The following is a 14,761-nucleotide window of genomic DNA, read 5'->3' as shown; positions in this document are numbered from 1 at the left end:
CGAATAAACGTTTATTGTGTACCTAATTACAAGGTCACAAAATATCATTTCTCCTTTTCATACTCTGAGTGTTTAAACAGAACACCAACCCATTATGCGTCAGTTTGTTCTTACATGGTACTCCAAAACTAAAAAGAAACCGCCTCAGTGGACGGTTTCTTTGTTATTCGGCATGTCGCGAACGCTTATTTCGATAAAGCCATTTCTAACGTCATCTGCTGATTTTCATCAACGACAATACTTGCTTTTGACGTAACAAGTAGCTCTTTCTTAGCTTTTGTTAGTTGCTTAATATAATACTCAGCCCGCATGGCAAGCGTCTTTGAATCAAAATCCGAAGACCACTCCAATACCAAGGGACCTTTTCCTTTTAAAGCTTTCGCTCCTTTGCCCGTTTGGTGCTGATTGAATCTTCGCTCAACATTGTTTGTAACACCGCAATACAGCGCATTGCGGTTATTTCGTATCAAATAGACACTCCAACGCTGCGCTGTATTTTCAATCATGAAAGTAGTGACTCGACCTTAGCTTTAAGCTCATCGAGCTCTTCTTTAAGCTGTGCAACTTCGAGCTCTAGCTGGCTGACTCGATCAGAATTAGAGCCAGCCGCTGACACTGGCACTGCGAGCTCTGAGACGTCAACATCGCCACAGAACAAATGCATATAGCGTGACTCTCGCTTTCCGGCTTCACGCGGTAACTTGACCACTAATGGCCCTTTGTCTTCGCTTGCTAAGTGCTCCAGAACCGTTTCAACTTCTTTTACATCATGAAATGTCGCGAGACGATTGGTACGAGTGCGAATTTCCCCAGGCGTTTGAGCACCACGCAAAAGCATACAACATACGATTCCCTTCTCTTGTTCTGTCAGTTTTAAATCACCAAACTCCGTATTACAGAAACGGTGCTGATACTTGCTAACACGGCTGTTAAACGCACTTTCGTCACTGACGAGCCTACGCTCAATTAGAGCATCAACGGCATCGAGAACGTCTGACTCAGAGAGCGACATTACGGGATCACGGTTGCTTTTTTGATTACACGCGTTGGTTAAAGCGTTTAGGCTGAGGGGGTAAAGATCTGGGGTGGTGACTTCTTTTTCGATCAAGCAACCAATGACTCGTGCTTCAATTGCCGTTAGCTCAACTTTCATAATGCATTTCCTTATTATTTTTGCATTTGACTTGGTACCTAAATCGCTTCGAAGTCATGCATCATACATTGGCAAAGAGATGCAAGAAGCGTTAACGATTCAGGTGTCGGTGTCAGGCTAAAGCATAGCGCAAGACCTGGCACCCTTTGCGAATCGGGTCAGGTATCAATGCTCCGAGAGAATTGGCACTTTCGTCAAATTGCCATCTTGATCAACCATCATTATTTTTGAACGATTCAGCTCAACTTCGATGATTTCGAGTTGCTCGCGAGCGTTGATATACGCTGTTTTTAACTTTTCAGCCACAGAGCGAGTGGCTTGCTCATTATCTTGACTACTTACTTGCTCCGCAGTGTTCCCAGAGTCCATATCAAGTTCATCATTTTGCATTCAATGGTGTTGATAATATAGTGAAGGCCACGTTATGACAATGCATCGATGGATTCTACGATGTTGCCCAAAACTCGATTAAAGAAGCGTGATTATGTGGACACATCGCAATTGGTTGAGAAATGTTCAACTCTGCATTGTGATTGATCTAAAGACTGTTATGCCACTGGATGTTGTGCTTTAATCGAGAGAGATATTCATAAAATTAGGAAAGAGAACTATGAGTAGCGTATTTGAAATCGTTAACCAAGCTCGTCGTAAAAACAAACTAAAACGTGAGCTGCTTGATAACGAAAAGAAAGTTCGTGATAACCGCAAACGTGTTGACCTTCTAGAAAACCTTCTAGATTACATCAAACCAGAAATGACTCACGATGAAATCGTCGCAATCATCAAAAATATGAAAGCAGACTACGAAGATCGTGTTGATGACCACATCATCAAAAGTGCAGAAATCTCTAAAGCACGTCGTGACATCAGCCGTCGTATTCGCGAACTGACTGAAGAAGACAAGCAAACTAGCGGCAAAAAGTAAACACGTAAGCTAGATTTTCCAACCCCGAGTAAGGCTACCTTACTCGGGGTTTATTTTTGTCTCTAAACTAAGCGCCGTGTACAATCAATCCAACTCTTATTCCTAACGCATTCAGCTTTCTATGTCCTCAACTACGACAAGTACACAACCAACACTTGCAAAACAATTATTTACGATGACTTGGCCAATGCTATTTGGCGTTCTATCTTTAATGAGCTTTCAGCTTGTAGATAGTGCGTTTATCGGTCAGCTCGGCGTTTTACCTTTGGCCGCTCAAGGTTTTACTCTTCCGTTGCAAATGGTCATTATCGGCATTCAAGTCGGTTTAGGTATCGCCACGACCGCTGTCATTTCTAAAGCGCTTGGTGCGAATGAAAGTCGTTATGCCAAACAGCTCGGTGGCTTAGTTTTGATGATTGGCTCAATCGGCGTAGCCGTTTTTGGAGGGCTAATTTGGCTTTTGCGCTACCCCATTTTATCTCTATTAAGTGCTCCAGAGTCTGTGATGCCGATTATCGACAGCTACTGGCCTTGGTGGCTGCTAAGTTCATGGACTGGCGCGGTTTTATATTTTTACTACAGTATTTGCCGGGCTAACGGCAACACCATGTTGCCTGGCACAATGATGATGGTGACCAGCGGCGTGAACCTTGTGCTCGATCCACTATTTATTTTCACGTTTGACTTGGGCATTAACGGAGCCGCAATAGCAACCATCGTTGCTTTTGGGTTTGGTATTTTAGTCGTCGCGCCTCGCGTAAAGAAGAATCACTGGGCAACAACGCAGTGGCACGACCTCAACGTAACTAAAAGTGTTGCGTCTATCGGTAACATCATGGGACCTGCGATGATCAGCCAACTGCTGCCTCCGTTGTCGTCCATGTTAGCAACAAAGTTGTTGGCAAGCTTCGGGACCGCAGCAGTCGCCGCTTGGGCGCTCGGTTCACGCTACGAATTCTTTGCTATCGTTTCGGTGTTAGCGCTGACAATGTCTATGCCCCCAATGGTCGGGCGCTTACTTGGCGCAAAGAACTACCAAGATATCCAATCGCTAGTCAGTATTGCCGTAAAATTCATTCTGGGCTTTCAACTTTTGATCGCAGCCATTACGTTTGTCGTCGCAAACCCACTTGCACTACTGATGACCAGTGATGTTCAAGTAGAGCAAGTATTAGAAATGCATTTGCTGATTGTTCCTATCAGCTTAGGTTCACTAGGTGTATGTATGTTGATGGTTTCTCTTTGCAATGCATTAGGTAAGTCTTACACCGCGCTCACCATTTCAGCGCTACGCTTGTTTGTCTTTTTCCTTCCTTGCTTATGGGTTGGCGCTCAAATGGGGGGAATCCGAGGTCTACTTTTAGGCGCTTGTATCGGCAACATTCTGGCGGGCATTTCCGCTTACCTAACCTATCGACAAACCATACGTAAACTCGCTGGCGCTCAAGCAAACGCATGACAATGAATGGTTAAATTAAAGCCCCTTTGATTGGGGCTTTATCGTCTTGAAATGTTATCGATTTAGGCGAGTTTTAATTCATTAAAGAGCTCAAATAGCTGATTCGATTTATAAGGCTTAGGTAAATAAGCATCCATACCTGCAGCAAAACAGTTGTGAATGTCTTCTTCCAAAACACTCGCGGTGAGCGCAATAATGGTCGTTTTCTCACGCCCCGATTTCTTTTCCCAACGACGAATTTCTTTCGTCGCGGTCAGTCCATCCATCACCGGCATCATACAATCCATTAAAATTGCATCGAATTCTTCTCCCTTTGTGATGGCTTCTAACGCTTCTTGTCCATTGCTTGTTATCAAATAGTCATACCCTGCTTTATCCAGAAAAAAACTCGCGATTTTCTGATTCATCAAGTTATCCTCCGCGATTAAGATCCTCCTGTGAGAGCGCGACGTTCGATATTCAGACTTTGGAACACCATTAGTGACAGTGTCACTTGAAATGGTTTTTTCTACCTTCGCTAAGTCGTCAATGACATGCTTAAATCGATTGCCAAGAAAAGGCAATGTGAGTACAGCATGTACTCTTTCTGCATTGTCGTAGGGAGTGGATAGATGATGCTGACAAATAATCACACGACGAAGATCATACTTGAGTGACAACTCATCTAAGGCTTCATCCGAATTGGAGTCGTCACTATGGCACAGAAATATGACATCAAAGTCATCGTTTATTGCTTTTACTTCATTAACATTATTCGTACCAAAGAGATTGATTTTTGCTAATCGACACTCTTTCAAAAGTTGATCAGCGTAATCGTAATTTGTGCAGATCAAGAGCCCTTTATTTATCACGTCCGAGCGCCAGCCAAACACCGGAATAACGTCAACCTCAATAGAGAATTCAAAGCATGTGCCCACTCCTTTTGTGGATGTCGCTATAAGCTGCCCTCCCATCATGGATACCAGTTGACGACAGATTGCCAATCCCAGTCCCGTTCCGCCGAACTGCCTCGACACCCCTTCATCTTCCTGAGTAAAGGGTTCAAAAATCGTCGTTAACTTATCTTGTTCAATGCCTATCCCGGTATCTTCGACTTTAAACATCAGCGTTCCGCGCTCGTTCTCAGGTAACTCGTCATAACTGACATCAACACGTATATGACCGCTTTCGGTAAACTTGACCGCATTCGATACCAGATTCGTGATGACCTGCTTGATGCGATGATCATCAACCATCACTCGAGTTGGAATGTTTTCAGCTAAGTTAATCCCCAGCTCTAGCTGTTTAGATGTGGCTTTGGATTGAAATAAAACCATCGATTGGTACACCACTTCTCGGATATCGGCCTCGACTAGCGACAACTCCAGTCGACCAGATTCGATTTTAGAAAGATCCAAAATATCGTTAAGCAAAGTAAGTAATGTTTGGGATGAAGAGTCAATGTCATCAACGACTTCTTGTTGATGGGAAGATAACTCGCTTTGAGAGAGTATCTCCGTCATGCCCATAATACCATTTAGGGGGGTGCGTATTTCATGCGACATGTTGGCAAGAAATACTGATTTAGCGCGATTAGCAGACACTGCTGACTCTTTAGCATGGAGTATTTCGTCTGTTTGTCTCTGCTTTTCTTCAACCACTCGATTCACTTGCTGAGCGAAAATCGTCAGTTCATCACTGCCATCGACTTTGACTTTCGTCTGTTTCTCTTCATCGTTGATCAGCGCCGTTAAGGTATGAATAATCGCATCTAGTTTGCTATTAACCCGAAACCAAGTGCCAAAGCCAAGCCAGCAAAGCATGACGATAACCAAAATAACGCCAGAGGTAACCATCGCAATATTGGTCTTTTGTTCATGAACTTGTGTTAGGAGCGACTGCTCTGTTTGTTTCGTGAACCCATCAATGAGTACTTGCAAGCGTTGCACACGGAAATCGAGTTCTCTCAAATACGCTTCATAGTCACTACGTGACATGTCCCCTGACATTAATCGCCCACGAGATGCCAAATTTCTCTGATATCTCGGCGACGTAAACAAGCCTAGCAATTTATCAACTTGATCGTATGACCCTCCTAAATTTAAAAACGCATCCAAATTTTGCTGCTGTCGATCAATAGCCTGAAAAAACAGACTCTGACTCAACCGACTCTTAGGATCTTGAACTAGGCGATGTGTCAACCAGGCTTCTTTCTGTGTCCAAAAAGACAGCTGAGCAAGGTAAGCAATAAAATTCTGCATTCGAATGCCGTCCTCACTGCCATACCACTGATGATTTTGTAGCAAAGAGCGCGACATATTTTGAAGCAGTTGAAATGCCCAATCGCCCAGGTCATCCATCTCGTCCAACCTACCTGATAATACCCCTAGCATGGCCTCTTTCAGCTCATCAGCATATTCAGCGGTATTGGGGTTACTGACGAATTTTTGATGCATGGAAGAAATAACACCGTCTTGTTCTTCTATATTAAGTGCGGCTGATGCTTGAAGCGTAGGCTGGCGGCGTGCTTTCTCTATGGAGTAAATAAAATGAGAGGCTTGGGATATCAACTGGAAACCTTGGATATTGATTACCGTTTGATTGAGACGGCTTACGCGCAACGCATTGTCAGAAAACTGCTGAACTGCAAAAACCACTATCACCACCGTGGGTAATAGTGCGAGGAGTGCTAAGCGTGTTTTTATTGATAATCTCAACATCCATCAGCCCAATGGTTGATCTCATCCGATTATTTAATACTAGACTAGTTTCTAGCATTGAAAGGCATATAAGACATGGTTACTTTAAAACAACATTCACCTACCAAAGCCATGGTCTTTCTGCTTATTTCGCCATCGGCCGATGAAATGGTAATTGTGACTCGAATCATACTTTTTGATCTTCAAGCTGAGTACAAACAGTGAAGTTTCACTCATACCTAAGATGCACATCACTTTTCATAAAATTCCAAACCATATGTTCACCTATTTCGTTGCCTTATCGAGACAAATCACACAAAAATGCAAACGAATTCACAGTGACAACAAAACTAATTTGAAAACACACATTATCATCGCGAAAAAAGTGGATGACTTTTTAAATGTCAATACGTGAAAACCACCGCTTTAGTCACATTAATTCACCACTAACACGACCTTAACTAGTGTTTTACACTAGATTTAATTTTCCTAGCAGAATAAGGGCTCCGACCTTAGAATCCGCACACATAACTATTACAACCCGATTACATAACCCACCACACTCTTGCACGCTGCCGAAGAGGCAACAGCAGAGAGTATGGTTAGCCCCCAAAACGTGAAAGGTCTAATACAACAATGAGTCCAGAGAAATATCTCCAAGACTGGCAAACTAGCCAAACGATTGCTGAATCTATTTCCCCTCTAATTGGTAAGCTATATCGTCAAAAAGGAATCGAAGTGGTTCTGTTTGGTAAAACGCTTATCAATGCTACTACTATAGACATTCTCAAAACTCATCGCGTTGCAAGACGTTATACAGGCAGCCCACTCTCACTTGAGCACACGATGCCTATCATTCAAGCGCTATGTGAAATGAGCATTTCTTCGTGTCGTGTCGATGTTGGCCAATTGGCAACTAAGTACTGGAATGAGCATGACGATACTGCATCTCTAAATGATTTCCTTATCACTGCACTCGATGGCGCACGCGATGCAGACTCTTCATTGAAAGCGCGTGATGTAGTTCTTTATGGTTTTGGTCGCATTGGTCGACTACTAACTCGCCTTCTGATCGAGAAAAGTGGCCCAGGTTACCCACTACGACTACGAGCGATTGTGGTTCGTGGCGGTAAAAAAGGCGATTTAGAGAAGCGTGCTAGCTTACTGCGTCGTGACTCAGTCCACGGTCAGTTCAACGGTAGCATCGTGATCGATGAGGAACGTAAAGCTCTGATCGTTAACGGTAACTACATCCAAATCATCTACGCAAACAATCCAAGCGAAGTGGACTACTCTGCTTACGGTATTAGCAACGCGCTTGTTGTTGATAACACAGGTGTTTGGCGTGATTCTGAAGGTCTAAGCCAACACTTAGCGTGTCAAGGTGCAGAGAAAGTGCTGCTAACGGCACCAGGTAAAGGCGATATCAAAAACGTTGTATTCGGTGTAAATGAATCAGTTATTCAAGAAGATGACACCATCATCTCTGCAGCGAGCTGTACCACAAATGCAATCACGCCGGTTCTTAAAGCGCTGAATGATAAATATGGTGTCCTTTCTGGTCACATCGAAACCGTGCACTCATACACAAACGACCAAAACTTGATCGACAACTTCCACTCTGGTGACCGCCGTGGACGTAGTGCTTCTCTGAACATGGTTCTAACTTCTACTGGCGCAGCTAAAGCAGTAGCAAAAGCACTGCCAGAGCTAGCTGGTAAGCTAACAGGTAACGCAATTCGCGTACCGACACCAAACGTTTCGATGGCAGTCGCTAACCTAAACTTAGGTGAAGACGTAGACCGTGATTCACTGAACGATTACTTGCGTGAAATGGCGTTGAACTCTGAGCTTTCGGCACAGATTGACTACACCGATTCAACAGAAATTGTATCAACTGACTTAGTTGGTTCTCGCCATGCAGGCGTCGTGGATGGTCAAGCGACTATCGCACAAGACAAACGTTGCGTACTTTACATCTGGTACGACAACGAATTCGGTTACAGCTGCCAAGTTGTGCACTGTATGGAACAAATGATGGGTGTTCGTTACCAAACATTCCCTCGATAGGTGAACTTTGCTCCACAACGTTAACCACATAGCGTAACGGACAATATCTCATATTTGTTCTAAATAATAAGCGCGAAGCGCATTACTAATATTTTTCCCCGTTTATACGCCTGATCACCCTCAGGCGTTTTTTCATTTCGCTCATTTGACACTCTCCGGACAAAGTGAAGACTATCATTCATGTTTTGTTCATGTTCACAGCATTAATCTGAACACATGAATTACAGAGAGGTCATGATTATGAATCGGATTATTGTTACCGCACTGGCACTGATTACGGGCTTTTTTACATTAGTCTTTAGCTTGATCATTGCGATTCCGTTGACCATCGCAGCATTAATTACAGGCAAACGTATTGAGAAGCGCGTGAAGAAAATGCAGAAAGAAATGCATGAAGAGTATGAATTCAATACTGGTAAAGCCGATGCTATTGAAGGTGAGTTCGAAGAGGTTCGCCGATAAGTAAATAGAATTTATATAAGTTTCTCTCCCCCGACTGCTCCTGAGAAACTTCTTGCTTTCACCCTGTCTTTACAATGGCAGGGTGCTTTTTTTGAAAAGCACAACGTCAAATAAGCAACTAGCGGCTTATTGTTTTATCTTTGTGTTGTGAGAGGCTGTGTAGCCAGCCTCCCACAAATCACCATCAACACCAGAGTATGGGTTAGATTCTTTCGGGGTCCCATTTTGGCAAGCTTCTCTGCCTTCTCTCTTTATTTCTTCTATGTGATTTAAAACGAAGTCAAAGTGCTGAGGATCAACCTTTTGTAGTAGCGCGTACAAAAGCCCAAAACCAAGCATCGTGAATACAAACAGTTCAAAAAACACCCATATGCTCTTTATTGAAAGAAATATCCAAGCAACGCTGCAAACACTGGTCAAAATTACTACTAGAGCTAGATTTACTATTCTTTGCATATTGCTCTCTCACCTTCTAAACGGTCATGAAGTCTCTACCCCTTTCATAGGATAAGTAAGAGGAAAGTCCGTTTTACCCAATAAAGCATTCTCGACTTAATATGCGACACTGTTAGTATTAACGTTAAGTGGCTCTCGTTCTAATTATAACAGTGCGTTGGAAAGCTGCGCTTACTACAAATGATAATGTGAACCAAAGTAACACTATTGATAGTATTAACTTTAGCTGCATTTAGCGTCAAGATTACGTAAATTATATGAGGGTTTACTGAGAGCAGAAAAAGGCAGCCGTCCGGGCTGCCTTTAATATTTTGTTGTCTTTGCAAACTTATACGGTTACGACCACTCGAAGTGCCAATAGCATGAGAACAATCCCTGACAAACGATCAATTAACACTGCTTTAGAACGAATTCTGTCCACCACTTTAGAGCTTGATAACACTAGGGTGATAAAGGTATACCAAAGCCCGTCCACAACAAATGGTGTAGCCACAATGATCATTTGATTGCTCAAATCATTACCTAGCGCTACAAACTGACTGAATAATGCGATAAAAAACAAGGCAATTTTGGGGCTTAAAATCGAGATAAAAAAGCCTTCCCGTGCAGACTGACTTACCGTTGTTTCCTCGCCTGACTCCAACTTCGCCGCCACACCGCCTTTCGAACGCAGCGCATTGAACCCTAAATATGCAAGATATGCCGCGCCTGCAAGGCTGATCGTCTTGAACAACATCGGGCTTTGCTGCAAAACAACAGCGAGGCCAATCAGCGTAATAAACGCATAAATGCCAATTCCAAAAGCGTGTGCCCAAGCCGTTGCCAAGCCATTGATGCGTCCACCAGCCAAGGCATGTTTTGCCACAATCGCTAGGCTAGGCCCAGGTGACATAGCACCGAGTAAACACACGGTAAAAAGTGATAACCAAACTGTTAGTGTCATAAATAACCTCTCTCCATTTGAATTCAATCTATCAATTGAAGAGCTATAATTTGAAATCAAAGTTTCGCATAAAAGTCATGATTTAAAATCATAACTTTTATGGATGGAGTATTCCGATATTTTCATCACCGCGTGGATTTGCTCTCGCACCCACTGATGAGCTGGATCATTGTCGTATTTAGGATGCCACATCAGCCAATATTCATGGGTAGGTGTCTCAAAAGGAAGCGCTTTATGAACCAAAGGCCAGTGCTTGGCCAAATTATTTGCAATGTGCTCCGGAACTACCATTAAGTGCTCACTTGAGACCAAACGATTTACCGCCGCAGAGAAAAAAGGCACTTTAAAGGTAACATGACGCATCAACCCCCTGTCTTTTAGTGCCATATCGGTACTTGAGTCTTTGTCTCCCCCACCCGTCACTTGAATATGCGAATGACTGATGAGGTCCTCTACAGAAATCGAAGCCTTACCAGCTAAAGGGTGAGACGCCTTCATCAAACAAACTGACTTATCAGAACCAATATTGATGCTAGATACACCTTCAGGCTGAGTGGGATACATAGAAGAAGCAAGGTGGATTCCTAACTCGTGAAGCTTATCGATAAAATCTAGCTGCCACAGTCGATACGCCAAATCCAATTGTGGTGCTTGTTCACCCAAGTGGGAGGCAATATCGGGCAAAACGTATTGTGCCACGTAATCGCTTGAGGCAATAACCAGCTCGCCTTGCCATAGTTGCGGCTCAAAAGGTTTGTCATCGAGTAAATGGTCAAACTCAGCCAGTAACGCATCAAGCTTTGATTTTAACGCTATTGCTCGCGGAGTTGGTATCAGCTGATTACCTTGACGAATAAGCAGTGGGTCACCACACAGATCGCGCAATTGTGCAAGCTGTCGGCTAACCGCAGACTGCGTAATGTGCAAACGCTCTGCAGTTCGGCTGACATGACACTCTTCTAAAAGTACATGCAAGGATCTAAGTAGATTCAAATTGATGTTGTTTAACATACCGGCTCAAGAAGGTTTAATAAATAATGGCACCCATGATGCTTATTTCACAAACTGGTTGCCAGTCGTATTAAAGAACTCAGCTAAAACGGTATGAGTCATGAGGTGCCTTAGCTCTGGGTAACGTTGAATTTGATCTCTGATTTCGTTCAAACGAGTCATCGTAGGTACTTCGACAAAAACCATCATATCCGTTTCACCACTGATTGCATGGCACCATTTTACGCCATCGATTTTGTATAGTTCGTCGGCATATGATTCGCAATAATACGTGGATGTAGATTTATCGAACTTTAGAGCAAAATAAGCACAAATCGAGTCCCCGCCTGAAGAGGCAATTTCAGCGTGATACCCGAGAATCACTTTGTCATGTTCTAGCTTACGAATACGAGCCGTCACCGCAGAACGAGAAAGGTTCACTTTATCCGCAATTTCAGTCACCGACAGCCGAGCGTTGTGTCGGAGAAGATCCACAATCTTGTGATCAAACTTGTCCATATACTTACCAAGCTTTCCTTATTTTTCTCATTCTATACCGATTCTAACTGCATAAGAAACCAACATTTTGTTGGAAATATTTAAAACAACCGTCATATTGACGGTTCAGTAAATCATTTTGTTATTAAGATTTTGGATATGCTATTTGGTAAGCATGAGATGAGCACCGTTATCCATTCAAATAAAAGAGCGATAACGCATTGAAATCAAATACGCTTCTTATGCACTCAGCGCACTAGCGGGCTCATTAAACTCCAATAAATGAGATAATTAGAAGCCACAAGCGTTTTCGTCATAAGTCCTACAACATTGGATGAATCAATTAGCATGGAACAGCTCAAAAAAGACATTTCACTCACATCCGGTATCGCCCAACTATCCACAACATTAATGGGAACGGGGCTTTTTATGATACCAGCCATTGCAGCAGGCATAGCGGGTCATTTTTCACTATGGGCCTGGATTTTATTATTCATCGCCATTTGTCCTATTGCGCTGACTTTTGCCCAGCTAGGCAAGCGATATCCCAACGCGGGCGGAACCGCATTTTTTGTGCGTAAAGCATTTAACGCCAAGCTGGAAAGTAGTGTAGCTTGGCTATTTGTTAGTGTCATTCCGGTAGGGGTTCCGGCCGCGATTGCACTCGCCGCAGGCTTTCTACAGCAAATATTGCCAGAGCCTATTAGCAATAATCTGTTTGCACAAATTCTAACGGTATCACTTCTTGTGTTCGTCAACTTGATGGGCACTAAGTCATCAGGTCATTTACAAACTCTTATTGCTTTGAGTGTCTTTGCGCTCGTTGGCACATTTTTATGGAAAGGCGACGTTAACAGCGCCGATCTCGTGATGCCAGCTATCACACAAGAGTCAATTTGGCCTATTACCGCAGCGCTTGGCGTGATGTTCTGGTGTTTTGTTGGCATAGAGGCTTTTGCTCATATGGGGGAAGAATTCAAAAACCCTCAAAGAGACTTCCCTATTGCCATTATTGTCGGTTGTTTTGTAGCGGGAGCTACGTACTGGGCTTGCTCTGTTGTTATTTTAAAGTTTGGTGCATATGGTAATGCTCAATTCGATAATGCATCGATTCCATGGTTGAGTGCTCAACTACTTGGCGATGGGGCCAAATGGATAATCAGTTTGATCGGATTCTCCGCTTGTTTCGCGAGCGTTAACTTATACACACAGAGCCTAGCGCGAATGGTCTGGGCTCAAGCTCGGGAACATCGTCCTTACAGCCCACTAGCCAAGATTTCGCGTCGTGGTGTCCCTTTCTCAGCCACCTTATTAGTTGGCGGAGTACTGCTACTATCTTGCGTGATAGGAACCCTATCACAGCTCGATCTGGAGTTTTTCCTAAAACTCGCAAACAGTGTATTCGTTCTGGTTTACATGTTGGCGATGTTAGCCGCTTTTAAATTGCTTCGAGGATTTGGTAAAACACTTGCGGGACTGTCCCTACTGCTTTGTACCGGTGTTTTTATATGTTTAGGCTGGTCAATGTTTTATGCACTTGGCATTTTTACTCTACTTTTACTGCCTTGGAAACAGTGGCGACATAAGCGACAAACACGTGTAGTTGAATAGTCATCGCTTCCCATTTCGAAATATGTGAGCTAAACGTTGGATACCAGCGTCTATGTTCTCTAACGCGATATTGCCGTAACCAAGCACGGCACCATGCCAGTGACGTGCTTGAAAATCTGGGTGTTCATAATAGCTCAAAGGTCGCAAGATGATCCCTTCATGCTCTGCCAGTTTTGTAAAACGCAGATCATCTATACCGTTTTGCCATTTCAACGTAATATGAAGCCCCGCCGCTTGGCTAACGATGCAAACACTGTCGCCAAAATGCTGTTGAATGGATAAATGCATCTGTTCATGCTTGGTTTTATATATTCGGCGCATTTTTCGGATATGGCGCAACAACCCACCCTCGGTAATAAAATCCGCCAACGCTTCTTGAGTGTGCGTCGGTGAATCACCACTTAACGCATCTTTAACCACCAAACATTGCTCTACTAAACGTTCAGGAACCACAAGGTAGCCAAGCCGCAATCCGTTAAACATCACTTTACTGAAGGAACCCACATACAACACACGATCATCTCGACCCATTTGAGCTGCTAGCCCCTGTAAGCTGGTGTAGGGACGATGAGCAAACTGAAATTCGCTGTCATAATCGTCCTCGATGATCCAACTTGATTGCTCGACCGCCCAGTTGATGATCTTCCCTCTTTGCTCGGTATTGAGTGTGGTACCCATCGGATATTGATTACTTGGTGTGATATACAGCGCATCGGCATCGCTTGAGGTCACAGCTTCCACATCAAAGCCTAATTTCTCTCTTACGAACAAAGGCTCAAATTGATAGTTTTGGAACTGAATCAACTTCCGCATTTGCGCGTAACCCGGTTGCTCCATCAAAACCTTATCACCTTGTTTTAGAGCTACCATCGTCGCGATTGACAACGCTTGCTGTGCCCCAGAGGTAATAATGATGCGCTCTGGGGAGCAATTTACTGAACGGCTTGATGCAAGGTAGTCAGCTAAAGCACAGCGCAATGCCCAACTGCCCTGAATATCTTGATTCCCTAGCAAGCAGGTGCGGGACATGTGGCGAGCAACTAGCTTTTGCCACTGCGCCATCGGAAATGCGTCCAAATCCGGCACACCCGGTGCAAATGCGCGGTTGATGTCAAAGTTGGTTTTCGGTGATGAGTCTCTCTGAACTGAATTAGGTTCAGGCAAGTACTGCTCCGGCAGTTCTACGGCAACATAAAAGCCAGAACCTTTTTGGCTGTTCAAGTACCCTTCCGCCACTAACTGTTCGTAGGCAGAAATCACGGTATTCCTACTTAGATTAAGCGCTTGTGAAAGCTTTCGCGTAGACGGCAATTTCCCATTCTTCGCCCACAACCCTTGAACAATCTTCTCGCGGATAGCAAAAAACAACGCTTGCTGACGCGTTCCATCACTGTCTTTTAAATGTAGGTCACCGATATCAATCAAAGACAAACTGGATCCATCCATTAGTTAAAACTGGCTCTCTTTAAGCTACCAGTTAAACGCTACATTGCAATCAAAGAGTGAGGATCAATGG

Annotated in this window: 14 protein-coding genes; 5 read left to right on the top strand and 9 right to left on the bottom strand. The window is 43.7% G+C overall.

Annotated elements, in window-relative coordinates:
• Positions 1-185 precede the first annotated feature (185 nt).
• From LIX84_RS01615 to LIX84_RS01605, 3 genes are all read right to left on the bottom strand, one after another.
• Entirely contained in the window at positions 186-506 is a 321-nt protein-coding gene (locus LIX84_RS01615) for a GIY-YIG nuclease family protein (RefSeq protein ID WP_031780655.1), read from the bottom strand.
• Positions 503-1,153 (bottom strand): YceH family protein, encoded by a 651-nt coding sequence (locus LIX84_RS01610; RefSeq protein ID WP_047008119.1) that lies wholly within the window; start codon positions 1,151-1,153, stop codon positions 503-505. The genes LIX84_RS01615 and LIX84_RS01610 overlap by 4 nt, the downstream gene beginning before the upstream one ends.
• A gap of 165 nt (positions 1,154-1,318) precedes the next feature.
• The gene (locus LIX84_RS01605; RefSeq protein ID WP_005397742.1) at positions 1,319-1,543 is read right to left on the bottom strand and encodes a hypothetical protein; all 225 of its coding nucleotides are present in this window, start codon (positions 1,541-1,543) and stop codon (positions 1,319-1,321) included.
• A gap of 220 nt (positions 1,544-1,763) precedes the next feature.
• Here LIX84_RS01605 and LIX84_RS01600 point away from each other — a divergent pair, with 220 nt between their 5' ends.
• Both LIX84_RS01600 and LIX84_RS01595 read left to right on the top strand, forming a co-directional pair.
• Positions 1,764-2,078 (top strand): DUF496 family protein, encoded by a 315-nt coding sequence (locus tag LIX84_RS01600; RefSeq protein WP_005373603.1) that lies wholly within the window; start codon positions 1,764-1,766, stop codon positions 2,076-2,078.
• Positions 2,079-2,199: 121 nt separating this feature from the next.
• Positions 2,200-3,537 (top strand): MATE family efflux transporter, encoded by a 1,338-nt coding sequence (locus tag LIX84_RS01595; protein WP_226420446.1) that lies wholly within the window; start codon positions 2,200-2,202, stop codon positions 3,535-3,537.
• A 62-nt stretch (positions 3,538-3,599) separates the two neighbouring features.
• Here the strand turns inward: LIX84_RS01595 and LIX84_RS01590 are convergent, their stop codons facing one another.
• A complete protein-coding gene (locus tag LIX84_RS01590; protein ID WP_226420445.1) occupies positions 3,600-6,236 on the bottom strand; it encodes a hybrid sensor histidine kinase/response regulator in 2,637 nt (878 codons plus the stop codon).
• Between the two features lie 615 nt (positions 6,237-6,851).
• Between LIX84_RS01590 and LIX84_RS01585 the strand changes: the two genes are divergently transcribed.
• Positions 6,852-8,285, top strand: coding sequence for a glyceraldehyde-3-phosphate dehydrogenase (locus LIX84_RS01585; protein ID WP_182034009.1), 1,434 nt, complete (start codon positions 6,852-6,854; stop codon positions 8,283-8,285).
• A gap of 240 nt (positions 8,286-8,525) precedes the next feature.
• A complete protein-coding gene (locus tag LIX84_RS01580; RefSeq protein ID WP_005397748.1) occupies positions 8,526-8,747 on the top strand; it encodes a hypothetical protein in 222 nt (73 codons plus the stop codon).
• A gap of 126 nt (positions 8,748-8,873) precedes the next feature.
• Here the strand turns inward: LIX84_RS01580 and LIX84_RS01575 are convergent, their stop codons facing one another.
• From LIX84_RS01575 to LIX84_RS01560, 4 genes are all read right to left on the bottom strand, one after another.
• On the bottom strand, positions 8,874-9,203 hold the full coding sequence (locus LIX84_RS01575) for a hypothetical protein (protein WP_226420444.1): 330 nt from the start codon (positions 9,201-9,203) through the stop codon (positions 8,874-8,876).
• Positions 9,204-9,531: 328 nt separating this feature from the next.
• Positions 9,532-10,146, bottom strand: a complete 615-nt coding sequence (locus LIX84_RS01570) for a LysE family translocator (protein ID WP_046875874.1) — start codon at positions 10,144-10,146, stop codon at positions 9,532-9,534.
• Positions 10,147-10,221: 75 nt separating this feature from the next.
• Positions 10,222-11,157 (bottom strand): LysR family transcriptional regulator, encoded by a 936-nt coding sequence (locus LIX84_RS01565; RefSeq protein ID WP_226420443.1) that lies wholly within the window; start codon positions 11,155-11,157, stop codon positions 10,222-10,224.
• 42 nt (positions 11,158-11,199) lie between these two features.
• Positions 11,200-11,655: an Lrp/AsnC family transcriptional regulator gene (locus tag LIX84_RS01560; RefSeq protein ID WP_005396378.1), complete on the bottom strand. Its 456-nt coding sequence runs from the start codon at positions 11,653-11,655 to the stop codon at positions 11,200-11,202.
• A gap of 327 nt (positions 11,656-11,982) precedes the next feature.
• Here LIX84_RS01560 and yjeH point away from each other — a divergent pair, with 327 nt between their 5' ends.
• On the top strand, positions 11,983-13,245 hold the full coding sequence (yjeH, locus tag LIX84_RS01555; RefSeq protein ID WP_226420442.1) for an L-methionine/branched-chain amino acid transporter: 1,263 nt from the start codon (positions 11,983-11,985) through the stop codon (positions 13,243-13,245).
• Here yjeH and pdxR read toward each other — a convergent pair whose 3' ends face one another.
• The gene (gene pdxR / locus LIX84_RS01550) at positions 13,246-14,691 is read right to left on the bottom strand and encodes a MocR-like pyridoxine biosynthesis transcription factor PdxR (protein WP_226420441.1); all 1,446 of its coding nucleotides are present in this window, start codon (positions 14,689-14,691) and stop codon (positions 13,246-13,248) included.
• Between the last annotated feature and the right edge of the window lie 70 nt (positions 14,692-14,761).

The organism is Vibrio sp. E14, from assembly GCF_020515785.1.
Lineage (GTDB): Bacteria > Pseudomonadota > Gammaproteobacteria > Enterobacterales > Vibrionaceae > Vibrio > Vibrio diabolicus.
Note: the sequence above shows the minus strand (reverse complement) of the source record. Positions and strands in the feature narration are given on the sequence as shown.